Source organism: Streptomyces fagopyri (assembly GCF_009498275.1).
GTDB classification, from domain to species: domain Bacteria; phylum Actinomycetota; class Actinomycetes; order Streptomycetales; family Streptomycetaceae; genus Streptomyces; species Streptomyces fagopyri.
Window position 1 is genome coordinate 4,108,438 of sequence record NZ_CP045643.1, and the last position, 24,543, is coordinate 4,132,980.

The window sequence follows — 24,543 nt, forward strand, 5'->3', positions numbered from 1 at the left end:
TCCGGCGCCCCCGCCGAACCAGGACGACGGGGAAACGGGGCCACGGGAAACCAGGGCCATGGGAAACCGTGCCGGCGGGAAACCGCGGCCACGGCAACCCGGAGCCACGGAAAACCGGGGCTATCGAGCGGAGACCGGGAGCAGCCGCTCCAGCACCACCGCGACCCCGTCGTCCTCGTTCGACAGCGTCACCTCGTCGGCCACCGCCTTCAGCTCCGGATGGGCGTCGGCCATGGCGACCCCGTGGGCGGCCCAGTCGAACATGGGTATGTCGTTGGGCATGTCGCCGAAGGCGATGGTGGCTTCGGGGGCCAGCCCGAGATGGGCGGCGGCGAGAGCCAGCCCCGTCGCCTTGGTCACCCCGCATGGCTGGAGTTCGACCGTGCCGGGCCCCGACATCGTGACGGTGGCCAGAGAACCCACCACTCCCCTGGCCGCCGCGGCCAACTCGTCGTCGGACAGCAGCGGGTGGCGCAACAGCACCTTGCTGATCGGCTCCGTCCACAGGTCGTCGCGGCGCCCGACCCGTACCGCGGGAAGCGTCGGGTGCGGCATCACGTAACCGGGCTCGATGAGCGTCAGTCCGTCCACGCCGTCCTGGTCCACCGCCGCGTAGAGCAGCCCGACCTCCGCCTCGATCTTGCCCAGCGCCGTCTCCGCGAGTTCCCTGTCCAGGGTCACCGACCACAGCAGACGGTCCGCGCCCGCGTCGTAGAGCTGCGCCCCCTGTCCGCACACCGCCAGCCCCGCGCCGCCGAGTTCACCGAGGAGCGGGCGCACCCTCGGCGCCGGGCGACCCGTCACGACCAGGTGCCGGGCGCCCGCCTCCACCACCCTCGCCAACGCGGCCCGGGTCCGGTCGGAGAGGGTGTCGTCACCGCGGAGCAGCGTTCCGTCCAGGTCAGTGGCGATGAGCGAATATGCAGTCGGAGCGGCCATGATCCGAAGAATACGGATCGAACGACTCAGCGGCCCGGCGTGAACCGGACGACGTCCGGTATCCCGTCAGCAACGCCGTTCACCGCACGGGCCGCGCGCGACGGACGGTGTCACACGCTCCGATCCGCCGCGCCGGACACCCCGGAACACGGCCGCGACGACTCCAACACCCGCCACACAACGGCCGGTTGCGGAACGCGTACGGTCGGGCACGTCCCGATGGCTTCGGGACGTGGCCCCCCGCCGCCGTCCCGCGACCGTGCGCCCGGCCGTCACCGCCGTGCGTCCGACCGCCGCGCGTCACCTCAACCGTGCGCCGCCGCCAGGTGCTTGGCCAGTCGCGGCGAAGCGAACTCCGTCCCGCACACGAACCGCATCACGGGCCCGTACGAGGCCGCCGCCGGCAATCCCGTGAAGTACAGCCCGGGGACCGAGGAGCGGTATCCGGCACCGAGCTTCGGGGTGCCCCGGCTCACCGCCAGCTCCGTCCGCAACGCGTCTCCCAAAAAGCCCATCGCGGCGATGTCGACGCGATAGCCCGTCGCCGCGATGACGTGGTCGGCCGCGAGTTCCCCGGCCGAACCGTCCAGGGTCCGCACGGAGAGCACCGGTCGGCCCCCGGAGACCGAGGCGCGGTCGATCCGGGCGACCTCACTGACCTCGACCTTGCCCTCGAAGCGGTCCCGGAGCCACCACGCGCCGAGCGGGCCGAGCACCCGGCGGACGAGATGGTGCCGGGTCTCTGCGGGCAGGTAGCGGTAGGGATGCGGGTAGTAACTGAGCGCCCACAGCGACCAGGCACGCCCGAAGGGCGACTCCGGCCGGAACTTCGGCTGCCCCCAGGGCGGCGCACCGAAGGCGACCCTGCCCCGGCCACGGGACACCACACGCACCCGCGCGCCCGCCTCCGCCGCGAGTGCGGCCGTCTCCAGGGCGGACTGGCCCGCGCCGACGACGATCAGCTCCTTGCCCGAGAACCGGGTGAGGTCGTGGTGCTGGGAACTGTGCGAGACGGGCCCGGCGGGCGCCGGTCCGTCCGCCGCCGCCTCGCCGAGTTCGGGCGGCAGATGGGCGAGGCCGTCCAGTCCGGTGGCCACGACGACCGCCCGTGCCGTGAACGACTCCCCCGAGTCCAGCTTCAACTCGAAGCCCTCACCGCCCCGCCGGTCGACGGAGACCACCCGCACCTGCTCCAGCTCGGGCACGAGCTGCCGCTGGAACCACTCCCCGTACGCGATGAACGTCTCGACCGGGATGATGTCCTCGTCCGTGACCAGCCGAGGTGTCCCGGCCGCGTCGCAGTAGTCGCGGAGTGTGTGGCCCGGCCGCGGGGCGTCGATGCTGGAAGCGGCCGGGGTCGATTTGAGGAGCATCCCCTCGGGCATGTGGTCGCGCCAGCTCACCATGGGCCGGCCGAAGACGCGCACCGGGATGCCGCGCGCCCGCAGATGGGCGGCGGTGGACAGGCCGAACGGGCCCGCACCGATGACTGCTACCGGATGAATCACGAAGTCCCTCCCCAGGACGTTCTTCCGTCACTTCGTGGTCGTACTGGTACTGCTGCCGAGGCGGTTGGTCCGCCACAGTTGGTACAGATGCCTCGCGCCCGGCCGCACGAGGCGCGCGAGCATCGTGAAGAACGGCCGCGGGTCGTCACCCGCGAGCCAGGCCAGCTCCGTACCGCTCGCGCGAGTCGGCGCATGCGGGGTGGTGTAGCCGCCGCGCCGGTAGGCGAGCAGGGCCGGCAGGTCGATGTTCTCCACGATGTACCGGTGACCGGCCCGCTGTTCCCCCTCGGGAACGGTGCGCCCGGTCAGGTCGAGATGCATGGCCCGGACGACGTCGATCCCCGACTCGTTCTCGAAGAGCCGGAACTGCGCGCCCATACGGGGGTTGAAGTCGAGAAGCTTGTACTGCCCGTCGCGGCGGTCGAAGCGCAGGTCGAGGTCGATGACGCCGCTGAACCCGATCTGTTTGATGAAACGTGCGGCGAGGTCGGCGAGTTCCGGATTGTCGACGACGTACGCGTTCGCGGTCATGCCCGCGTGCGGCGGCCACGAGCGCACCTTCACCCCCGTGAACATCGCCAGCGGTGTCGAGTCCGCGTCGAAGTACGCGTGCACGATCCAGTCCTCGGCCTCCTCCCTGGGCAGGTACTCCTGGAGGATCACACCCGGCTGCCCGCCCCACTCCCGGGCGAGCACCAGCAGCCGCTCACGGGTCGCGATCCTCGTCGTCCCGTTGACCGCGGGCCGGCTGCGGCGCACGAACGCCTCACGGTTCTTGGCCACGAGAGGAAAGCGGGCCGAGGCGGCGAACCGCTCGATCTCCTCGTACGACTGCGGAAAGGCGGCGGCCGGACTCGGAATGCCGTGCTCCACGCACAGTTCGTGCAGGCCCTGCTTGCTGGCGAGACGGCGGGGCAGCTTGGCGTCCACCCGCGGAAAGAGAAAACGCTCCGCGAGGTCCTCCTGATGCTCCGCTATCAGGACGGCGGCCTCCTCGTCCGTCGGGACGAGCACCGTCGGCCGTCCTATGCGACGGCCGATCCGCAGCAGCCCCTCGACCAGGCGCTCCGCATCCTCCGTCCCCGTCGTCGGCCAGACGAAGGCACGGCGCAGATAGCGTGAGGCCGCGGCAGGCGTGTAACGGTCCTCGGTGATCGCGTACATCGGTACGCCCAGCCGCCCCAGGCTCCGTATGGCACCCACTCCTCCGTGATGCAGTGGATAGTCACCGAATTTCACTATCAGCCCCGGAACATCCCGGTCGGCGTCGACCGGCACTCCACTGACGCCCCTGGCCACGGGTCCCCCCACGTGTCCCCCCTACGGACCGGACCCACCCCGTCCATGTCCCCCAAGGGACGCTAAGCCGGAATTACCGCATCCGACAAGACCTATCCGGACATTGCGAACTCTTTAGACACTGCCCCAGCACGGCCACTCCCCCGTAACGTGTGCCGCGACCACACGGAACGTGTGGAACACATGGATCACGGCGCGTACGACCACGAAAGCGAGGCACCAACCGATGCCCCCCTTCGATGTCCCCGAGGGCGATCCCTTCGGCCCGCACAACCTCCCCTACGGCGTCTTCTCCCGGGCCGGCTCGTCCGAACGGAGCGTCGGTGTCCGGCTCGGCGACCACGTCCTCGACGCGGGCGCGGCGGCCCGGGCACTCGGCTCCCCGTACGCCGAGCTGCTCGCGCGGCCGTCCCTCAATCCGCTGCTCGCGGCGGGCCGCACGGCCTGGTCCGACGTGCGTCGCGCGCTGACGGCCTGGGTGACGGTCCCGGCCCACCGGGAGACCGTGGAGCCCCATCTGCACCCCCTCTCCGAGGTGACCCTGCACCTCCCGTTCGAGGTCGCGGACTATGTCGACTTCTATGCCTCCGAGAACCACGCGCGTAACGTCGGACAGATCTTCCGCCCCGACGCGGCGGACTCCCTCACCCCCAACTGGAAGCACCTGCCCATCGGCTACCACGGCCGCGCGGGCACGGTGGTGGTCTCGGGTACGGAGGTGGTGCGTCCGTCGGGTCAGCGCAAGGCGCCCGCGGACGCCGTGCCCGCGTTCGGTCCGTCCGTCCGGCTCGACATCGAGGCGGAGGTCGGGTTCGTGGTCGGCGCCCCGTCGACCCTCGGCACTCCGGTGGCCCTCGCCGACTTCCGCGACCATGTCTTCGGCCTCTGCCTCCTCAACGACTGGTCGGCACGCGACATCCAGGCCTGGGAGTACGTCCCGCTCGGTCCCTTCCTCGGCAAGTCCTTCGCCACCTCGGTGTCGGCGTGGGTCACCCCGCTCGACGCCCTGGACGACGCCCGGGTCGCGCCCCCGGCCCGCACACACCCCCTTCTCCCCTACCTGGACGACTCCTCGGAGGACCCCGGCGGCTACGACCTCCGCATCTCCGTCGCCGTCAACGGCCACGTCGTCTCGGAGCCGCCCTTCTCCACCATGTACTGGACGGCCGCCCAGCAACTGGCCCACATGACGGTCAACGGAGCCTCCCTGCGCACCGGCGACCTGTACGGCTCGGGCACGGTCAGCGGACCCTCCCCGCGGGAACGCGGGTCTCTCCTCGAACTCACCTGGAACGGCCGCGAGCCCCTCGAACTCCCCACCGCCAAGCGGACCTTCCTCGAGGACGGCGACGAGGTGACGATGACGGCCTGGGCTCCCGGCCCGAACGGCACCCGAGTCGCCCTCGGCGAGGTGACGGGCCGCATCCGCTGACTCCCTCACCCCGCGCCCACCCCGCGCCACCCCGGCGCGGGGACACCGCCCGCCGGCCACTGCCCGGCGCTCCCTGTCCCAGGGGCCCCGCGCCTCGGGCGTTGGGCCCCCGCGCTCGGGTTTGGGCGCGTCGGACCTCGGCGCCGCGGGCATCAGGCCTCGGGTCTCGGGCGCGTCGAGCGTCGGCACCTCGGGCGGCAGGCGTCCGGCGTCGGCACCTCGGGCGTGAGGCGTAGGGCATCAGGCGCCGGGCGTCGGCCCCTACATCCAGTCCTCCGGCTCCGGCTCCGCGTCCATCTCCGGCCAGTCCGGGTCCGGCGCCTCCGCCGCCTCGTCGGCCGCGGGTGCGGGCGCGGGCGCGGGTGCGGGCGCCCCTCCGGGGGCGCCGCCCAGGCCGGCGAGCACCCCGACCACACCCTCCCCGTACGTCGCGAGCTTCTTCTCGCCCACCCCACTGATACCCCCGAGGTCCGCCACGGAGGCGGGCCACACCGTCGCGATCTCCCGGAGCGTGGCGTCGTGGAAGATGACGTACGCCGGGACGCCCTGCTCCTTGGCCTGCTCGGCACGCCACGCGCGCAGAGCCTCGAAAGCGGGGACGAGTTCCTGCGGCAGCTCCGCGACGGCCTTGGCCTTGCGTTCGCCCCGCGACGACGAGGACGAGGAACGGGACACGGCCGGCTTCGGCTGCTCCTTGCGCAACGGCACGTCACGCTCACGCCGCAGTACGGTCCCGCTCTCCTCGGTCAGCACCAGCGTCCCGTACTCGCCCTCGACCGCGAGCAGCCCCTGCGCCAGCAACTGCCGCACCACGCCCCGCCATTCGGACTCGGACAGATCCTCGCCGATGCCGAACACGGACAGCTGGTCGTGGTCGAACTGGATCACCTTGGCGGTCCGGCGCCCCAGCAGGATGTCGACGATCTGGAGCGCGCCGAACTTCTGCCCGCGCTCCCGCTGCAACCGCACCACCGTCGAGAGCAGCTTCTGCGCCGCGACCGTGCCGTCCCAGGTCTCGGGCGGCGTCAGACACGTGTCGCAGTTGCCGCACGCCGGGGTGTGGGGGTCCTGGCCGAAGTAGGCGAGCAGCTGCGAACGCCGGCACCGGGCCGTCTCGCACAATGCCAGCATCGAGTCCAGATGGGCGGCCGCCCGCCGGCGGAACGCCTCGTCGCCCTCGGAGCCCTGGATCAGCTTGCGCTGCTGCACCACGTCCTGCAGGCCGTAGGCCATCCATGCCGTGGACGGCTGCCCGTCACGGCCCGCGCGGCCCGTCTCCTGGTAGTACCCCTCCACCGACTTGGGCAGATCGAGGTGGGCGACGAACCGCACGTCCGGCTTGTCGATGCCCATGCCGAAGGCGATGGTGGCGACGACGACCAGGCCCTCTTCACGCAGGAAGCGCGACTGGTGCGCGGCACGGGTGCCCGCGTCCAGGCCCGCGTGGTAGGGCACCGCCTCGACGCCGTTGCGGGAGAGGAACTCGGCGGTCTTCTCGACCGAGTTGCGGGAGAGGCAGTACACGATGCCCGCGTCACCCGCGTGCTCCTCGCGCAGGAACGACAGCAGCTGCTTCTTGGGGTCGGCCTTCGGGACGATCCGGTACTGGATGTTGGGCCGGTCGAAACTCGCCTCGAAGTGGCGGGCGCGCGGCATGGCCAGGCGCTGGGTGATCTCCTTGTGCGTCGCGTGCGTGGCCGTGGCCGTCAGCGCTATGCGCGGGACATCCGGCCAGCGCTCGCCGAGCAGCGAGAGCGCCAGGTAGTCGGGGCGGAAGTCGTGACCCCACTGGGCCACGCAGTGCGCCTCGTCGATCGCGAAGACGGAGATCTTCGCCCGCGAGAGCAGGCCCAGGGTGCTGTCCAGCCGCAGCCGCTCCGGGGCCAGATACAGCAGGTCCAGCTCGCCCGCCAGCAGCTCGGCCTCGACCACGCGGCGCTCGTCGAAGTCCTGCGTGGAGTTCATGAACCCGGCGCGCACGCCCAGCGCGCGCAGCGCGTCCACCTGGTCCTGCATCAGGGCGATGAGAGGTGAGACGACCACGCCCGTACCCGGTCTGACCAGGGACGGGATCTGGTAGCAGAGTGACTTGCCGCCACCCGTCGGCATCAGGACGACGGCGTCACCGCCCGCCACCACGTGCTCGATGATCGCTTCCTGCTCGCCGCGGAAGGCGTCGTACCCGAAGACCCGGTGGAGCGTGGCCAGTGCCTCGCCCTCCCCCAGCTGCTCCGTCGCGTCCGCTTCGGTCATCACACCCGTCCCGCCCATCGTCCTGTCCCCCGTACGTCGCGCCTCGACCACTGCGTCCACGATAGGGGTCCGCGCCGACAGCCCCGGAGTTATCCACAGGCTGCGACCGGCCGACTTCTCTACGCACCGGATGTCCCGCCCCGGCCCCGGCCCCGCTCACTCCTGCGGGCGGCACGGTCCGCCCGCGTTCCCCCGTTGGCCCCTCTCGTATGGCGGCCTCCGGCGGCCGCGGGACATGCTGCTCGGGCCGGAGGAGGGGCCCGCAGCAGACGGGACGGCACCGTCCCGTACGCCGCTCTCGCGCCTCTAGGAGTCATCGCATGTCCCAGCGTCCGCTCAGGACCGCCCTCGCCCTCGTGACAGCCGTCGCCGCGTCGCTCGCCCTGGCCGCCGTGCCCGCCCCGGCCGCCGTGCCCGCCCCGACCGCGGCGGGTGGGCCCGTGGACCCCGCGTCCCTCGCACGGGCACTGAACAAGGCGTACGTGGCCAGCGCGAAGTACCTGGACGAGTCGGTCGCCCTCCCCGACGGCTACGTTCCGTACGCGTGCTCGGCGAATCCCACCGGCCCGGGCGCCATGGGTTACCACTACTTCAACGAGTCCCGCTACGGCTCCCTCGACCCGGCGAAGCCCGGAGCCCTGCTCTTCGAGGACGGGCCGGACGGGAGGCGCAGGCTGGCGGGGGTGGAGTGGATCGTGGTGGACGCGGACCAGGACGTGAAGACCTCCGGCGACCGGCCTTCGCTGTTCGGCCAGAAGTTCGAGGGCCCGATGCCGGGTCACTATCCCGGTATGCCGGTCCACTACGACCTGCACGTCTGGCTCTGGAAGCACAACCCCGACGGCCTGTTCAACCGGTGGAACCCCCGGGTGACGTGTCCGGCCGTCCCGGCGCACCCCGCGCAGTCGGCCCACGCGGCCCACTGAGAACGCCTCGGGCCCCGCTCCTGGGAAGGAGCGGGGCCCGGGGCGCGCGAGGTCCAGGTCAGCGCACGAAGACCCCTGCCTGGCTCGCCAGGTCGAGGAAGTACTGCGGCGCGACTCCCAGCACCAGGGTGACCGCGACGCCGAACGCGATCGCCGTCATGGTCAGCGGCGAGGGCACCGCGACCGTGGGACCCTCCGCCTTCGGCTCGCTGAAGAACATCAGCACGATCACCCGGATGTAGAAGAACGCCGCGATCGCCGACGAGATCACACCGACCACGACCAGCGCGCCCGCGCCGCCCTCCGCCGCCGCCTTGAACACGGCGAACTTTCCGGCGAAGCCCGAGGTCAGCGGAATGCCCGCGAAGGCCAGCAGGAAGACCGCGAAGACGGCCGCCACCAGCGGGGAGCGCCGTCCGAGGCCCGCCCACTTGGACAGGTGTGTCGCCTCGCCGCCCGCGTCACGGACCAGGGTCACGACCGCGAAGGCCCCGATCGTCACGAACGAGTAGGCAGCCAGGTAGAACAGGACCGACGACACACCGTCCGGCGAGGCCGCGATGACACCGGCCAGGATGAAGCCCGCGTGCGCGATCGACGAGTACGCCAGCAGGCGCTTGATGTCGGTCTGGGTGATCGCGACGATGGCGCCGCCCAGCATGGTGACGATCGCGACGGCCCACATGACCGGCCGCCAGTCCCAGCGCAGGCCCGGCAGGACGACGTACAGCAGACGCAGGAGCGCCCCGAAGGCGGCCACCTTCGTCGCCGCCGCCATGAAGCCGGTGACCGGTGTCGGCGCACCCTGGTAGACGTCCGGCGTCCACATGTGGAAGGGCACCGCGCCGACCTTGAAGAGCAGGCCCATGACGACCATCGCGGCACCGATCAGCAGCAGCACGTCGTTGCCCATGGTCCCGGCGAGTGCCGGGTCGACGGTGGTGACCGTGCCGTCGACGACCTGCGCGATCCTGGCGTACGACACCGAGCCCGCGTAGCCGTAGAGCAGGGCGATGCCGAACAGGGTGAACGCGGAGGCGAAGGCACCGAGCAGGAAGTACTTGACGGCGGCCTCCTGCGACATGAGCCGCTTGCGGCGGGCCACGGCGCACAACAGGTACAGGGGCAGCGAGAAGACCTCCAGCGCGATGAACAGCGTCAGCAGGTCGTTGGCCGACGGGAAGACCAGCATGCCGCCGATCGCGAAGAGCAGCAGCGGGAACACCTCGGTGGTGGTGAACCCGGCTTTCACCGCGGCCTTTTCGCTGTCGCTGCCGGGCACGGAGGCGGCCTGCGCGGCGAACGAGTCGACGCGGTTGCCGTGCGCCTCCGGGTCCAGCCGGCGCTCGGCGAAGGTGAAGACGCCGAGGATGCCCGCCAGCAGGATGGTGCCCTGCAGGAACAGGGAGGGCCCGTCGACGGCGATCGCGCCCATCGCCGCGATGTGCGCCTTCGTCGTCCCGTATCCGCCCGCCGCCATCGCGACCACCGCGGCGAAGGCGGCGGCGAGCGCGACGACGGCCAGGAACACCTGGGTGTAGTAGCGGGACTTGCGCGGGACGAAGGCCTCGACCAGCACCCCGACGAGCGCCGCCCCGATGACGATCAGGGTGGGCGACAACTGCCCGTATTCGATCTTCGGCGCGCCGATCTTCGCGATCGGCTCCGCCGCGGTTGTCCACAGGCTGTGGACGGCTGCTGCGCTCACTTGGCCGCCTCCACCTCGGGCTGGGGGTCCTTTTTGTGTACGTCCGACATGGTCTGCTGGACCGCGGGGTTGACGATGTCGGTGACGGGCTTCGGGTAGACGCCCAGGAAGATCAGCAGAGCGATGAGCGGGGCGACCACGAGGAGCTCGCGCACCCTGAGGTCGGGCATCTCGGCGACCTCGGCCTTCACCGGGCCGGTCATCGTCCGCTGGTACAGGACGAGGGTGTAGATCGCGGCGAGCACGATGCCGAAGGTGGCGACGACACCGACGGCCGGATAGCGCGTGAACGTGCCGACCAGGACGAGGAACTCACTCACGAAGGGCGCGAGCCCGGGAAGCGAGAGGGTCGCGAGTCCGCCGATCAGGAAGGTGCCGGCGAGCACAGGGGCGACTTTCTGCACCCCTCCGTAGTCGGCGATCAGACGCGAGCCGCGCCGCGAGATCAGGAAGCCCGCCACCAGCATCAGGGCGGCCGTCGAGATCCCGTGGTTGACCATGTAGAGCGTCGCGCCCGACTGGCCCTGGCTCGTCATCGCGAAGATGCCCAGGATGATGAAGCCGAAGTGCGAGATCGACGCGTACGCCACCAGCCGCTTGATGTCCCGCTGGCCGACCGCGACCAGCGCCCCGTAGACGATGCTGATCAGGGCGAGGACGAGGATCACCGGCGTCGCCCACTTGCTGGCCTCGGGGAAGAGCTGGAGGCAGAACCGGAGCATCGCGAAGGTGCCGACCTTGTCGACCACCGCCGTGATCAGGACCGCGACCGGGGCCGTGGCCTCCCCCATGGCGTTGGGCAGCCAGGTGTGCAGCGGCCACAGCGGCGCCTTCACCGCGAACGCGAAGAAGAAGCCCAGGAACAGCCACCGCTCCGTGCTGGTCGCCATGTGCAGCGAGCCGTTGGCGCGGGCCTGCGCGATCTCCTGGAGCGAGAAGTTCCCGGCGACCACGTAGAGGCCGATGACCGCGGCCAGCATGATCAGACCGCCGACCAGGTTGTAGAGGAGGAACTTCACCGCGGCGTAGGAACGCTGTGTCGCCGCCACCTCGTCGCCGTGCTCGTGGGCCTTGTCCCCGAAGCCGCCGATGAGGAAGTACATCGGGATCAGCATGGCTTCGAAGAAGATGTAGAAGAGGAAGACGTCGGTGGCCTCGAAGGAGATGATCACCATCGCCTCGACGGCCAGGATCAGGGCGAAGAAGCCCTGCGTCGGCCGCCAGCGCGTGTTCCCGGTCTCCTGCGGGTCGGCGTCGTGCCAGCCCGCGAGGATCACGAACGGGATCAGCAGCGCGGTCAGCGCGACCAGCGCCACCCCGATGCCGTCCACACCCAGCTCGTACCGCACCCCGAAGTCCTTGATCCAGGAGTGGGATTCGGTGAGCTGGTATCGGTTGCCGCCGGGGTCGAATCGTACGAGCACGACCGCGGCCAGGACGAGAGTGGCGAGCGAGACGAGCAGCGCCAGCCACTTGGCGGCGACACGTCGCGCGGCCGGCACGGCGGCCGTGGCGACCGCTCCGAGGGCCGGGAGCGCCGCCGTCGCTGTCAGCAGAGGAAAGGACATCGGTATCAGACCGCCCTCATCAGCAGGGTCGCGGCGATGAGGACCGCCGCACCCCCGAACATCGAGACCGCGTAACTGCGGGCATAGCCGTTCTGCAGCTTCCGCAGCCGCCCGGAGAGGCCGCCCATCGAGGCCGCCGTACCGTTGACGACCCCGTCGACCAGGGTGTGGTCGACGTACACCAGGGAGCGCGTGAGGTGCTCCCCGCCGCGCACCAGCACGACGTGGTTGAAGTCGTCCTGGAGCAGGTCGCGCCGGGCGGCCCGGGTGAGCAGGGAGCCGCGCGGGGCGACGGCGGGGACGGGCTTGCGCCCGTACTGGAGGTAGGCGATTCCGGCGCCCACGACCAGGAGGACCATCGTGGCCAGCGTGACCGTGAGGGCGCTGACGGGCGAGTCGCCCTCCGAGTGCCCGGTGACCGGCTCCAGCCAGTGCAGGAAGCGGTCGCCGAAGCTGAAGAGGCCACCCGCGAAGACCGAGCCGAAGGCCAGCACGATCATGGGGATCGTCATGGACCGGGGCGACTCGTGCGGGTGCGGCTCGTGGCCGTCCGCGTCCGGCTGCCAGCGCTTCTCACCGAAGAAGGTCATGAGCATCACGCGCGTCATGTAGTACGCGGTGATCGCCGCGCCGAGGAGGGCGGCGCCGCCCAGGATCCAGCCCTCGGTACCGCCCTTGGCGAAGGCCGCCTCGATGATCTTGTCCTTGGAGAAGAAGCCCGACAGACCCGGGAATCCGATGATGGCGAGGTAGCCGAGGCCGAAGGTGAAGAAGGTGACCGGCATGTACTTCCTGAGGCCGCCGTACCTCCGCATGTCGACCTCGTCGTTCATGCCGTGCATCACCGAACCGGCGCCGAGGAAGAGCCCCGCCTTGAAGAAGCCGTGCGTCACCAGGTGCATGATCGCGAAGACGTAGCCGATGGGGCCGAGGCCCGCGGCCAGCACCATGTAGCCGATCTGCGACATCGTCGAGCCGGCGAGCGCCTTCTTGATGTCGTCCTTCGCGCAACCGACGATCGCACCGAACAGCAGGGTGACGGCACCGACCACGGTGACGACCAGCTGCGCGTCGGGCGCGGCGTTGAAGATCGCGCCGGAACGGACGATCAGATAGACGCCGGCCGTCACCATCGTCGCGGCGTGGATGAGGGCCGAGACCGGGGTCGGGCCCTCCATCGCGTCCCCGAGCCAGGACTGCAGCGGCACCTGGGCGGACTTGCCGCACGCGGCGAGCAGCAGCATCAGCGCGACGGCGGTGAGCTTGCCCTCGGTGGCGCCGCCGACCAGCCCCGGGTGTCCCTCGGTGCCGAGCACGGGTCCGAAGGCGAAGCTGCCGAAGGTGGTGAACATCAGCATGATGGCGATCGACAGGCCCATGTCGCCGACGCGGTTGACCAGGAAGGCCTTCTTCGCGGCGGTGGCGGCGCTGGGCTTGTGCTGCCAGAAGCCGATCAGCAGGTACGAGGCGAGGCCCACGCCCTCCCAGCCGACGTACAGCAGCAGGTAGTTGTCCGCGAGGACGAGCAGCAGCATCGCCGCGAGGAACAGGTTCAGATAGCCGAAGAAGCGGCGGCGGCGCTCGTCGTGCTCCATGTACCCGATGGAGTACAGGTGGATCAGTGAGCCGACGCCCGTGATGAGCAGGACGAACGTCATCGACAGCTGGTCGAGCTGGAAGGAGACGTCCGCCCGGAAGCCCGCTACGGGGACCCAGCTGAACAGGTGCTGGCCCAAGGAACGGTCGGCGGCGTTCTTGCCCAGCATGTCGACGAAGAGGACCGCGCCGATCACGAACGAGGCCGCCGCGAGCGCCGTGCCGATCCAGTGGCCGACAGCGTCGAGCCGCCGGCCGCCGCACAGCAGTACCGCCGCTCCGAGCAGAGGCGCCGCTACCAGCAGCGCAATCAGGTTGTCTGTACTAGTCACGGTTCAGCGACCCCTTACAGCTTCATCAGGCTGGCGTCGTCGACCGAGGCCGAGTGGCGGGAACGGAACAGCGACACGATGATCGCGAGCCCGACCACGACCTCCGCGGCGGCGACGACCATCGTGAAGAAGGCGATGATCTGGCCGTCGAGATTGCCGTGCATGCGGGAGAAGACGACGAACGCGAGGTTGCAGGCGTTGAGCATCAGCTCGACACACATGAACACCACGATCGCGTTGCGCCTGATCAGCACGCCGGTGGCGCCGATCGTGAACAACAGGGCGGCGAGATAGAGGTAGTTGACCGGATTCACTTGGACGCCTCCTCCGTCTTCGTGCGCTCCAGGCGTTCTTCGGCGCGCTGCTCCAGGGCCTTCAGATCGCTCAGCGCCTCGGTGGAGACGTCACGGACCTGGCCGCGCTCCCGCAGCGTCTTGTTGACGGTCAGCTCCGAGGGGGTGCCGTCCGGGAGGAGACCCGCGATGTCCACCGCGTTGTGCCGGGCGTAGACACCCGGGGCCGGCAGCGGCGGCAGGTGCTTGCCCTCGCGCACCCGCTGCTCGGACAGCTCGCGCTGGGTCTTGGGACGCTCGGTGCGCTCCCGGTGCGTGAGCACCATGGCGCCGACGGCGGCCGTGATGAGCAGCGCGCCGGTGATCTCGAAGGCGAACACGTACTTCGTGAAGATGAGGGCCGCCAGGCCCTCCACGTTCCCGTTGGCGTTGGCCTTGCCCAGGCCGTTGAACTCCGTCAGGGACGCGTTGCCGATGCCCCCGAGCAGCAGGACGCCGAAGCCGAGACCACAGGCCAGGGCCAGCCAGCGCTGCCCCTTGATGGTCTCCTTCAGGGAGTCGGCCGCGGTGACGCCTACGAGCATGACCACGAACAGGAACAGCATCATGATCGCGCCGGTGTAGACGACGATCTGTACGACGCCCAGGAAATAGGCGCCGTTGGCGAGGTAGAACACCGCCAGGACGATCATGGTCCCGGCGAGACAGAGCGCGCTGTGCACGGCCTTCTTCATGAAGACGGTGCACAGGGCGCCGATCACGGCGACGGTGCCGAGAACCCAGAACTGGAAGGCCTCTCCGGTCGAGGTGGAGTAGGCGGCGAGCTGCGCGCTCATGCGTCCACCCCCTCCTCATCGGGCTTCTCGCCCTTGGAGACGGCCACCTGGCGCACGGTGCCGGGCGCCGCCTCCGTGACCAGGCCGCGGTAGTAGTCCTGCTCGTCCGTCCCCGGGAAGATCGAGTGCGGCGACTCCACCATGCCCTCCTCCAGACCGGCGAGCAGCTGCTCCTTGGTGTAGATGAGGTTGGCGCGGCTGCTGTCCGCGAGCTCGAACTCGTTCGTCATCGTCAGCGCGCGCGTGGGGCACGCCTCGATGCACAGACCGCACAGGATGCAGCGCGCGTAGTTGATCTGGTAGACGCGGCCGTAGCGCTCACCGGGCGAGTAGCGCTCCTCCTCGGTGTTGTCCGCGCCCTCCACGTAGATGGCGTCCGCGGGGCAGGCCCACGCGCACAGCTCACAGCCGACGCACTTCTCCAAGCCGTCCGGGTGGCGGTTGAGCTGGTGCCGGCCGTGGAACCGCGGGGCCGTGGTCTTGTGCTGCTCCGGGTACTGCTCCGTGAGCCGCTTCTTGAACATGGCCTTGAAGGTCACGCCGAAGCCGGCGACGGGGTTCTGGAAACCGGGTTTGGTCTCCTTCGGCTCCTCAGACATCTGACCCCTCCTTTCCGTCACGAGATCCGCCGTCCGATCCGTCACTCGCAGTATCGGACCCACCACTGACAATCAACTCCCGCTCACGGCGCGGGCGGCGCCGCGGCACCGGCGGCAACTCCTGTCCCGGCAGCGGCGGCACCGGGTATCCGCCGGCCATCGGGTCGAAGCCGGCGGCCTCGGCGGGCGCCTCCCGGTCCTCCGGTTTCTCCCGGAAGATGTCCACGGCGAACGAGATCAGCAGCAGTACGAGGACACCGCCGCCGACGTACAGCGCGATGTCGGCGAAGTCGTAGTTCTGGTTGCGCAGGGTCCGTACGGTCGCGACGAGCATCAGCCAGACCACGGAGACCGGGATGAGGACCTTCCAGCCGAGCTTCATCAGCTGGTCGTAGCGGACGCGCGGGAGCGTGCCGCGCAGCCAGATGAAGAAGAACAGCAGCAGCTGCACCTTCACCACGAACCAGAGCATCGGCCACCAGCCGTGGTTGGCGCCCTCCCAGAAGGTGCTGATCGGCCACGGGGCCCGCCAGCCGCCGAGGAAGAGCGTGGTCGACACGGCCGAGACCGTCACCATGTTCACGTACTCGGCGAGCATGAAGAGCGCGAACTTGATGGACGAGTACTCGGTGTTGAAGCCGCCGACGAGGTCGCCCTCGGACTCCGGCATGTCGAAGGGGGCGCGGTTGGTCTCGCCGACCATCGTGATGATGTAGATCACGAAGGAGACCGGCAGCAGCAGGACGTACCAGCGGTCGTGCTGCTGCTCGACGATCGTCGAGGTCGACATCGAGCCGGAGTAAAGGAACACCGAGGCGAACGCGGCGCCCATGGCGATCTCGTAGGAGATCATCTGCGCGCAGGAACGCAGTCCGCCGAGGAGCGGGTACGTCGAGCCCGAGGACCAGCCCGCGAGGACGATCCCGTAGATGCCGACCGAGGCCACCGCGAGGATGTAGAGCATCGCGATCGGCAGGTCGGTGAGCTGCATCGTGGTGCGGTGCCCGAAGATCGAGATCTCGTTGCCCGCGGGTCCGAAGGGGATGACCGCGATCGCCATGAAGGCCGGGATGGCCGCGACGATCGGCGCGAGGATGTAGACCACCTTGTCCGCGCGTTTGACGACGAGGTCTTCCTTGAGCATCAGTTTGACGCCGTCGGCGAGCGACTGGAGCATCCCCCAGGGGCCGTGCCGGTTCGGGCCGATGCGCAGCTGCATCCAGGCGACGACCTTGCGCTCCCACACGATGGAGAAGAGCACGGTGATCATCAGGAAGGCGAAGCAGAAGACCGCCTTGACGACGACCAGCCACCAGGGGTCGCGGCCGAACATGGAGAGGTCTTCCGTGGCGAGGTACGACGTGTACGGCGTCATGCCTCCACCTCCTTGGGGGCCTCGGTGGCGAGCGTCGCCGGACCGATGCGGACGAGTGCGCCGGGCAGCGCCCCCGTGTCGGAGGCGACGCCCCCGCCGGCGGAGTTCAGCGGAAGCCAGACCACGCGGTCGGGCATCTCGGTGATCTGCAGCGGCAGGGCGACGGTCCCGGCGCTGCCGGTGACGGCGAGGAGGTCGCCCTCCTTGACACCCGCCTCGGCGGCCGTGGCGGACGACACGCGCGCGCGTGCCGCGTGCCGCGTCCCGGCGAGCGCCTCGTCGCCCTCCTGGAGACGCCCTCGGTCGAGCAGCAGCCGGTGACCCGCGAGCACGGCCTCCCCGGCGGCGGGACGCGGCAGCGACGCCGCGATCTCGACGGGTTCGGCGGCCCGCGGCCCGCCCCAGGCGCCGAGCCGGTCCAGCTCGCCGCGTGTGCTCCGCAGGTCGGGCAGACCGAGGTGTACGTCCATGGCGTCGGCCAGCATCTGCAGCACCCGCGCGTCGGTGGGTGCCAGGGCGCGGGTCATCTGGTCGGGCTTGAGCGCGGCCTCGAAGAGGCGGGCCCTGCCCTCCCAGTTGAGGAAGGTGCCCGGCTTCTCGGTGACCGCGGCCACCGGGAGGACGACGTCCGCGTGTTCGGTGACGTCACCGGGACGCAGTTCGAGCGACACCAGGAAGCCGATCTCCGAAAGGGCCGCACGCGCGCGTGCCGGGTCGGGCAGGTCATCGACCTCCACACCCGCCACGACCAGGGCCTGGAGTTCGCCGGCCGCGGCGGCCTCGACCATCTGGCCGGTGTCGCGACCGTAGCGGTGCGGGAGCTGGGAGACGCCCCAGGCGGCGGCGACCTCCTCCCGCGCGCGAGGGTCGGTCGCCGGACGTCCGCCCGGCAGCAGCGACGGCAGCGCGCCCGCCTCGATGGCGCCGCGCTCCCCTGCCCGCCGCGGGATCCACGCCAGCGTGGCCCCGGTCGCGGACGCGGCTCGTACGGCGGACGTGAGCCCGCCGGCCACCGCGGCGAGCCGCTCACCGACGACGATCACCGCGCCCTCACCGCGCAGTGCCTCGGCGGCCTCGGCGCCGTCGCCCTCCAGACCGACCCCGCTCGCGAGGGCGTTCAGCCACTCGGTCTCGGTACCGGGCGCGGCGGGCAGCAGTGTGCCTCCCGCCTTGGCCAGGCCGCGCGTCGCGTGCGTGGCGAGGGAGAAGCTCCTCTGCCCGTGTCCGCGCCAGGCCTTGCGCAACCGCAGGAAGACTCCGGGCGCCTCCTCCTCGGACTCGAAGCCGACGAGCAGAACCGCGGGCGCCTTCTCCAGGGACGTGTAGGTGACGCCCGTGCCGTCGAGGTCACGGCCCCGTCCGGCCACCCGGGCGGCCAGGAAGTCGGCCTCCTCGGCGCTGTGCACGCGCGCGCGGAAGTCGATGTCGTTGGTGTCGAGGGCCACGCGCGCGAACTTGCTGTACGCGTAGGCGTCCTCGACGGTGAGCCGGCCGCCGGTCAGGACACCGGTCCTGCCCCGGGCCGCCAGCAGCCCCCGGGCCGCGGCCTCCAGGGCTTCCGGCCACGACGCGGGCTCCAGTTCGCCGGAGGCGCCGCGGACCAGAGGCGTGTCCAGCCGGTCACGCTGCTGCGCGTACCGGAAGCCGAAACGCCCCTTGTCGCACAGCCACTCCTCGTTGACCTCGGGGTCGGGAGCCGCGAGGCGTCGCATCACCTTGCCACGCCGGTGATCGGTGCGCGTCGCGCAGCCGCCCGCGCAGTGCTCGCACACCGAGTGCGAGGAGACGAGGTCGAAGGGGCGGGAGCGGAAGCGGTAGGCCGCCGAGGTCAGCGCTCCGACCGGGCAGATCTGGATCGTGTTCCCGGAGAAGTACGACTCGAAGGGATCGCCCTCGCCGGTACCGACCTGCTGGAGCGCCCCGCGCTCGATCAGCTCGATCATCGGGTCGCCCGCGATCTGGTTGCTGAACCGGGTGCAGCGGGCGCAGAGCACGCACCGTTCGCGGTCGAGCAGCACCTGTGTGGAGATCGGGACCGGCTTCTCGTACGTCCGCTTCTTTCCCTCGAAGCGGGAATCGGAGCCGCCGTGCGACATCGCCTGGTTCTGCAGCGGGCACTCGCCGCCCTTGTCGCAGACCGGGCAGTCCAGCGGGTGGTTGATGAGCAGCAGCTCCATCACCCCGTGCTGGGCCTTCTCGGCGACGGGCGAGGTGAGCTGTGTCTTCACCACCATCCCGTCCGTGCACGTGATCGTGCAGGACGCCATGGGCTTGCGCTGTCCCTCGACCTCGACGATGCACTGACGACAGGCGCCGGCCGGGTCGAGCAGCGGGTGGTCGCAGAAGCGGGGGATCTCGATGCCGAGCTGTTCCGCGGCGCGGATGACCAGGGTGCCCTTGGCCACGCTGATCTCGGCTCCGTCGATCGTCAGCGAGACGAGATCCTCCGGCGGAACCGCCGCCTCTCCCCCTCCCGAGGGAGCGCTGGTGGTCACCGTCATGCGTTCACCTCCGTGTGCTTGTCCGCCCAGGCCGTCGACCTGGCCGGGTCGAAGGGGCAGCCGCGGCCCGTGATGTGCTGCTCGTACTCCTCGCGGAAGTACTTGAGCGAGGAGAAGATCGGCGAGGCGGCACCGTCGCCGAGGGCGCAGAACGACTTGCCGTTGATGTTGTCGGCGATGTCGTTCAGCTTGTCGAGGTCGGACATGACGCCCTTGCCGGCCTCGATGTCGCGCAGCAACTGCACGAGCCAGTAGGTCCCTTCGCGGCACGGGGTGCACTTGCCGCAGGACTCGTGCGCGTAGAACTCGGTCCACCGGGTGACCGCCCGGACGACACAGGTCGTCTCGTCGAAACACTGGAGCGCCTTGGTGCCGAGCATGGAACCGGCGGCGCCCACTCCCTCGTAGTCGAGGGGGACGTCGAGGTGTTCCTCGGTGAACATCGGCGTCGAGGAGCCGCCCGGCGTCCAGAACTTCAGCCGGTGTCCCGCGCGCATCCCGCCGCTCATGTCGAGGAGTTGGCGCAGCGTGATGCCCAGTGGCGCCTCGTACTGGCCGGGGCCGGTGACGTGGCCGCTGAGCGAGTAGAGCGTGAAGCCCGGGGACTTCTCGCTCCCCATCGACCTGAACCATTCCTTGCCTTTTTGCAGGATTGCGGGAACTGACGCGATCGATTCGACGTTGTTCACCACAGTTGGGCACGCATAGAGCCCTGCGACGGCTGGGAAAGGGGGACGAAGCCGCGGTTGACCACGGCGGCCTTCGAGCGAGTCGAGCAGCGCGGTCTCCTCACCGCAGATGTACGCGCCCGCGCCCGCGTGCACGGTGAGCTGGAGGTCGAGGCCGCTGCCCAGGATGTTCTCGCCGAGGTAGCCGGCCGCGTGGGCCTCACGGACGGCCTCGTGCAACCGCCGCAGCACGGGGACGACTTCACCGCGGAGATAGATGAAGGCATGCGAAGACCGAATGGCATAACACGCGATCACAATGCCCTCGATGAGGCTGTGCGGGTTCGCGAAGAGGAGCGGGATGTCTTTACAGGTACCCGGCTCCGACTCGTCGGCGTTGACAACTAGATAGTGGGGTTTTCCATCACCCTGCGGAATGAACTGCCACTTCATTCCCGTGGGGAATCCCGCGCCGCCCCGGCCGCGCAGACCGGAGTCCTTGACGTACGCGATCAGGTCGTCCGGCGACATGGCCAGCGCCTTGCGCAGCCCCTCGTATCCCTCGTGCCTTCGGTAGACGTCCAGGCTCCAGGACTTCTCCTCGTCCCAGAAGGCCGACAGCACGGGTGCGAGCAGCTTCTCGGGGCTGGTCCCGCCGTCGCGCTCGAACGCGCTCGCGCGGGCGGTGCCCCCGTTCTCGGGTGCCAAGGTCATCACTCCCCCTCCTCGGCTGTGGGACCCGCCGGGTGCGACGGATCGGAGCCCGACGTGTCCTGCGGCGCGTCGTGCGAGCTGAGGTGCTCGGCCGGCGGCTGGTCCTGCGGGGCGCCGCCACCGCGCGGATGGACCACGCGCGCGGCACCGCTCTCCCCCTTGGCCAGGCGGAGGCCGATCAGCGAGGCGGGGCCCGCGCTGCCGCTCGCCTCGACGGCGCCGACGCGCTCGTCGGGGAAGCCCGCCAGGATCCGCGCGGTGTCCTTGAAGGTGCACAGGGGGGCACCGCGGGTGGGCTCGACCGCCGCTCCCGCGCGCAGGTCGTCGACGAGGCGCTTCGCGGAGGCCACGGTCTGGTTGTCGAAGAACTCCCAGTTGACCATCACGACGGGTGCGAAGTCGCAGGCCGCGTTGCACTCGATGTGCTCAAGGGTGACCTTGCCGTCACCGGTGGTCTCGCCGTTGCCGACACCCAGGTGGTCCTGGAGGGCCTCGAAGATGGCGTCGCCGCCCATGACCGCGCACAGGGTGTTGGTGCACACACCCACCTGGTAGTCACCGCTCGGCTTGCGCCGGTACATCGAGTAGAAGGTCGCGACCGCGGTGACCTCGGCGGTGGTCAGGCTCAGCACGTCCGCGCAGAACTGCATCCCCGTGCGCGTGACATGGCCCTCCTCCGCCTGCACGAGGTGCAGCAACGGAAGGAGCGCCGAGCGGGAGTCCGGGTAGCGGGCGATGATCTCGCGGGCGTCCGCTTCCAGTCGGGTCCGAACGTCGTCCGGGTAGTCGGGCGCGGGCAGTCGGGGCATGCCCAGGCTGACGCCCTCGGGGGTGGTGGTCACCGGTCGACGCCTCCCATCACGGGGTCGATGGACGCGACGGCGACGATGACGTCGGCGACCTGGCCGCCCTCGCACATCGCCGCCATGGCCTGCAGGTTGGTGAAGGACGGGTCCCGGAAGTGGACCCGGTAGGGGCGGGTGCCTCCGTCGGAGACGACGTGCACCCCGAGTTCGCCCTTGGGTGACTCGACCGCCGCGTACGCCTGTCCCGGCGGGACGCGGAAGCCTTCGGTCACCAGCTTGAAGTGGTGGATGAGGGCCTCCATGGAGGTGCCCATGATCTTCTTGATGTGGTCGAGGGAGTTGCCCAGACCGTCGGGGCCGAGCGCGAGCTGTGCGGGCCAGGCGATCTTCTTGTCCGCGACCATGACCGGCCCCGGCTGGAGCCGGTCCAGACACTGTTCGACGATGTGCAGCGACTGGCGCATCTCCTCCAGGCGGATCAGGAAGCGCCCGTAGGAGTCGCAGGTGTCGGCGGTCGGGATCTCGAAGTCGTACGTCTCGTAGCCGCAGTACGGCTGGGACTTGCGCAGGTCGTGCGGCAGACCCGCCGAGCGCAGCACGGGTCCGGTGGCGCCCAGGGCCATGCAGCCGGCCAGGTCGAGATAGCCGACGTCCTGCATACGGGCCTTGAAGATGGGGTTCCCGGTGGCGAGCTTGTCGTACTCGGGGAGGTTCTTCGTCATCTTCTTCACGAACTCGCGGATCTGGTCCACCGCGCCGGGCGGCAGGTCCTGGGCGAGTCCGCCGGGGCGGATGTACGCGTGGTTCATCCGCAGGCCGGTGATCAGCTCGTAGATGTCGAGGATCAGTTCGCGGTCGCGGAAGCCGTAGATCATGATCGTGGTGGCGCCGAGCTCCATGCCGCCGGTGGCGATGCACACCAGGTGGGAGGAGATCCGGTTCAGCTCCATCAGGAGCACCCGGATGATCGAGGCGCGGTCGGGGATCTGGTCCTCGATGCCGAGGAGCTTCTCGACCCCGAGGCAGTACGCCGTCTCGTTGAAGAACGGCGTCAGGTAGTCCATGCGCGTCACGAACGTGCTGCCCTGGGTCCACGTGCGGTATTCGAGGTTCTTCTCGATACCGGTGTGGAGGTAGCCGATGCCGCAGCGGGCCTCGGTGACCGTCTCGCCGTCGATCTCCAGGATGAGCCGGAGCACGCCGTGCGTGGACGGATGCTGCGGGCCCATGTTGACGATGATGCGCTCGTCGTCGGACCTCGCGGCGGACTGCGCGATCTCGTCCCAGTCGCCACCGGTGACCGTGTAGACGGTGCCCTCGGTCGTCTCGCGGGCGGATGCGGCAGAAGAAGGGGTCTGCGTGCTCATGAGTACGACCTCCGCTGGTCCGGAGCCGGGATCTGGGCGCCCTTGTACTCGATGGGGATGCCACCGAGGGGATAGTCCTTGCGCTGCGGGTGGCCCTGCCAGTCGTCCGGCATCATGATCCGCGTCAGCGCCGGGTGGCCGTCGAAGACCAGGCCGAAGAAGTCGTACGCCTCGCGCTCGTGCCAGTCGTTCGTCGGATAGACGGGAACGAGTGACGGGAGGTGCGGGTCGGCGTCGGGGGCACTGACCTCGACGCGGATCAGCCGGTTGTGGGTGATCGAGCGCAGGTGGTAGACGGCGTGCAGCTCGCGGCCCTTGTCGCTGGGGTAGTGCACTGCGCTCACGCCCGTGCACAGTTCGAAGCGGAGGGCCGGGTCGTCGCGGAGGGTCTGGGCGACGCGGACCAGGTACTCGCGTTCGATGTGGAAGGTGATCTCGTCGCGGTCGACGACCGTCTTCTCGATCGCGTTCTCGGGGACGAGTCCCTGTTCCTCCAGCGCGCCCTCCAGTTCGTCGGCGACCTCGTCGAACCAGCCGCCGTAGGGCCGGCCGGCCGGGCCGGGCAGCCGGACGGAGCGGACCAGGCCGCCGTAGCCGGAGGTGTCGCCGCCGTTGTCGGCGCCGAACATGCCGCGCTGGACGCGGATCTCCTCGCCACCGTCGCCACGCTGGCCGGGGAGGTTGGACGCGCCGAGGTCCTTCTCCGGGTTCACGCCGTCGCCGGCGCCGTTCGCGTCGCTCACCGCAGCAGGCCCTTCATCTCGATGGTGGGGAGCGCCTTGAGCGCCGCTTCCTCCGCCTCGCGGGCCGCCTCCTCGGCGTTCACGCCGAGCTTCGAGGACTGGATCTTCTGATGGAGCTTGAGAATCGCGTCCATCAGCATCTCGGGCCGCGGCGGACAGCCGGGCAAATAGATGTCGACCGGAACAATGTGGTCGACCCCCTGCACAATGGCGTAGTTGTTGAACATTCCGCCCGATGAGGCACAGACGCCCATGGAGATCACCCACTTGGGGTTGGGCATCTGGTCATAGACCTGCCGCAGTACGGGCGCCATCTTCTGGCTGACACGTCCGGCGACGATCATGAGGTCGGCCTGCCGCGGTGACCCGCGGAAGACCTCCATGCCGAAGCGCGCCAGGTCGTAGCGGCCCGCGCCGGTCGTCATCATCTCGATGGCGCAGCAGGCGAGTCCGAACGTGGCGGGGAAGACGGACGCCTTGCGCACCCAGCCCGCGGCCTGCTCGACGGTGGTCAGCAGGAATCCGCTCGGCAGCTTTTCTTCGAGTCCCATGTCTTAAAGGCCCCTCAGTCCCATTCCAGGCCGCCGCGCCGCCATACGTACGCGTACGCGACGAAGACGGTGAGCACGAAGAGCAGCATCTCCACGAGCCCGAAAACACCCAGGGCGTCGAAGGTGACGGCCCAGGGGTAGAGGAAGACGATCTCGATGTCGAAGACGATGAAGAGCATCGCCGTCAGGTAGTACTTGATCGGGAAGCGCCCGCCGCCGGCCGGCGTGGGGGTCGGCTCGATACCGCACTCGTAAGCCTCGAGCTTGGCCCGGTTGTATCGCTTTGGACCGATAAGCGTGGCCATGACCACGGAGAAGATCGCAAAGCCTGCCCCGAGGGCTCCCAGTACGAGGATCGGCGCATACGCGTTCACGCTCCTCGCTCCTCTCAGTCGGCACTGACTGCTGGCGGTTGTGTCGGGCAAGCACTTCCGCTCACCCGTCCCACGAACCCCGTGCGTCCCGACGAAGATCGCGTACATGTGAAGCAGGTCACAAGCCCAACTGCCTCGCATCCTATGCCCGCCGG

20 protein-coding genes are annotated in these 24,543 nt (G+C 69.8%); 2 read left to right on the forward strand and 18 right to left on the reverse strand.

Annotation, left to right across the window (positions count from 1 at the left end):
- Nucleotides 1-120: 120 nt before the first annotated feature.
- The 3 genes from GFH48_RS17585 to GFH48_RS17595 all read right to left on the reverse strand — a co-directional run bounded on the left by GFH48_RS17585 (nt 121) and on the right by GFH48_RS17595 (nt 3,725).
- Entirely contained in the window at nt 121-939 is an 819-nt protein-coding gene (locus tag GFH48_RS17585) for an HAD family hydrolase (RefSeq protein WP_153289177.1), read from the reverse strand.
- 305 nt (nt 940-1,244) lie between these two features.
- Nucleotides 1,245-2,447 (reverse strand): FAD-dependent oxidoreductase, encoded by a 1,203-nt coding sequence (locus GFH48_RS17590; protein ID WP_153289178.1) that lies wholly within the window; start codon nt 2,445-2,447, stop codon nt 1,245-1,247.
- 27 nt (nt 2,448-2,474) lie between these two features.
- Nucleotides 2,475-3,725: a carboxylate--amine ligase gene (locus GFH48_RS17595; protein WP_153292964.1), complete on the reverse strand. Its 1,251-nt coding sequence runs from the start codon at nt 3,723-3,725 to the stop codon at nt 2,475-2,477.
- 247 nt (nt 3,726-3,972) lie between these two features.
- Here GFH48_RS17595 and fahA point away from each other — a divergent pair, with 247 nt between their 5' ends.
- Nucleotides 3,973-5,178 (forward strand): fumarylacetoacetase, encoded by a 1,206-nt coding sequence (gene fahA, locus GFH48_RS17600; protein ID WP_153289179.1) that lies wholly within the window; start codon nt 3,973-3,975, stop codon nt 5,176-5,178.
- Nucleotides 5,179-5,439: 261 nt separating this feature from the next.
- Here the strand turns inward: fahA and recQ are convergent, their stop codons facing one another.
- Entirely contained in the window at nt 5,440-7,449 is a 2,010-nt protein-coding gene (gene recQ / locus GFH48_RS17605) for a DNA helicase RecQ (protein WP_153292965.1), read from the reverse strand.
- Between the two features lie 302 nt (nt 7,450-7,751).
- Here recQ and GFH48_RS17610 point away from each other — a divergent pair, with 302 nt between their 5' ends.
- Nucleotides 7,752-8,357 carry a hypothetical protein gene (locus GFH48_RS17610; RefSeq protein ID WP_153289180.1) on the forward strand — a complete coding sequence of 202 codons (606 nt, stop codon included), beginning with the start codon at nt 7,752-7,754 and terminating at the stop codon, nt 8,355-8,357.
- 58 nt (nt 8,358-8,415) lie between these two features.
- Here GFH48_RS17610 and nuoN read toward each other — a convergent pair whose 3' ends face one another.
- Genes nuoN through GFH48_RS17680 form a run of 14 tightly spaced genes read right to left on the reverse strand, consistent with a single transcriptional unit; the run spans nt 8,416 to nt 24,388 of the window.
- Nucleotides 8,416-10,065: an NADH-quinone oxidoreductase subunit NuoN gene (nuoN, locus tag GFH48_RS17615; protein WP_153289181.1), complete on the reverse strand. Its 1,650-nt coding sequence runs from the start codon at nt 10,063-10,065 to the stop codon at nt 8,416-8,418.
- Nucleotides 10,062-11,633, reverse strand: coding sequence for an NADH-quinone oxidoreductase subunit M (locus GFH48_RS17620; RefSeq protein WP_153289182.1), 1,572 nt, complete (start codon nt 11,631-11,633; stop codon nt 10,062-10,064). The genes nuoN and GFH48_RS17620 overlap by 4 nt, the downstream gene beginning before the upstream one ends.
- A gap of 5 nt (nt 11,634-11,638) precedes the next feature.
- Entirely contained in the window at nt 11,639-13,561 is a 1,923-nt protein-coding gene (nuoL, locus tag GFH48_RS17625; RefSeq protein ID WP_153289183.1) for an NADH-quinone oxidoreductase subunit L, read from the reverse strand.
- Between the two features lie 14 nt (nt 13,562-13,575).
- Entirely contained in the window at nt 13,576-13,875 is a 300-nt protein-coding gene (gene nuoK / locus GFH48_RS17630; RefSeq protein ID WP_018568277.1) for an NADH-quinone oxidoreductase subunit NuoK, read from the reverse strand.
- Nucleotides 13,872-14,690, reverse strand: a complete 819-nt coding sequence (locus GFH48_RS17635) for an NADH-quinone oxidoreductase subunit J (protein ID WP_153289184.1) — start codon at nt 14,688-14,690, stop codon at nt 13,872-13,874. Before GFH48_RS17635 ends, nuoK begins: the two co-directional genes overlap by 4 nt.
- Entirely contained in the window at nt 14,687-15,289 is a 603-nt protein-coding gene (gene nuoI / locus GFH48_RS17640; RefSeq protein WP_153289185.1) for an NADH-quinone oxidoreductase subunit NuoI, read from the reverse strand. The genes GFH48_RS17635 and nuoI overlap by 4 nt, the downstream gene beginning before the upstream one ends.
- Nucleotides 15,282-16,664 (reverse strand): NADH-quinone oxidoreductase subunit NuoH, encoded by a 1,383-nt coding sequence (nuoH, locus tag GFH48_RS17645; RefSeq protein ID WP_153289186.1) that lies wholly within the window; start codon nt 16,662-16,664, stop codon nt 15,282-15,284. Before nuoH ends, nuoI begins: the two co-directional genes overlap by 8 nt.
- The gene (locus tag GFH48_RS17650) at nt 16,661-19,165 is read right to left on the reverse strand and encodes an NADH-quinone oxidoreductase subunit G (RefSeq protein WP_153289187.1); all 2,505 of its coding nucleotides are present in this window, start codon (nt 19,163-19,165) and stop codon (nt 16,661-16,663) included. Before GFH48_RS17650 ends, nuoH begins: the two co-directional genes overlap by 4 nt.
- On the reverse strand, nt 19,162-20,547 hold the full coding sequence (gene nuoF, locus GFH48_RS17655; protein ID WP_153289188.1) for an NADH-quinone oxidoreductase subunit NuoF: 1,386 nt from the start codon (nt 20,545-20,547) through the stop codon (nt 19,162-19,164). The genes GFH48_RS17650 and nuoF overlap by 4 nt, the downstream gene beginning before the upstream one ends.
- Nucleotides 20,547-21,356, reverse strand: coding sequence for an NADH-quinone oxidoreductase subunit NuoE (gene nuoE, locus GFH48_RS17660; RefSeq protein ID WP_153292966.1), 810 nt, complete (start codon nt 21,354-21,356; stop codon nt 20,547-20,549). The genes nuoF and nuoE overlap by 1 nt, the downstream gene beginning before the upstream one ends.
- Before the next feature lie 29 nt (nt 21,357-21,385).
- Nucleotides 21,386-22,720, reverse strand: a complete 1,335-nt coding sequence (locus GFH48_RS17665) for an NADH-quinone oxidoreductase subunit D (RefSeq protein ID WP_153289189.1) — start codon at nt 22,718-22,720, stop codon at nt 21,386-21,388.
- The gene (locus GFH48_RS17670; protein WP_153289190.1) at nt 22,717-23,463 is read right to left on the reverse strand and encodes an NADH-quinone oxidoreductase subunit C; all 747 of its coding nucleotides are present in this window, start codon (nt 23,461-23,463) and stop codon (nt 22,717-22,719) included. Before GFH48_RS17670 ends, GFH48_RS17665 begins: the two co-directional genes overlap by 4 nt.
- Nucleotides 23,460-24,014 (reverse strand): NuoB/complex I 20 kDa subunit family protein, encoded by a 555-nt coding sequence (locus GFH48_RS17675; protein ID WP_007383964.1) that lies wholly within the window; start codon nt 24,012-24,014, stop codon nt 23,460-23,462. The genes GFH48_RS17670 and GFH48_RS17675 overlap by 4 nt, the downstream gene beginning before the upstream one ends.
- 14 nt (nt 24,015-24,028) lie before the next feature.
- Nucleotides 24,029-24,388, reverse strand: coding sequence for an NADH-quinone oxidoreductase subunit A (locus GFH48_RS17680; RefSeq protein ID WP_007383963.1), 360 nt, complete (start codon nt 24,386-24,388; stop codon nt 24,029-24,031).
- Between the last annotated feature and the right edge of the window lie 155 nt (nt 24,389-24,543).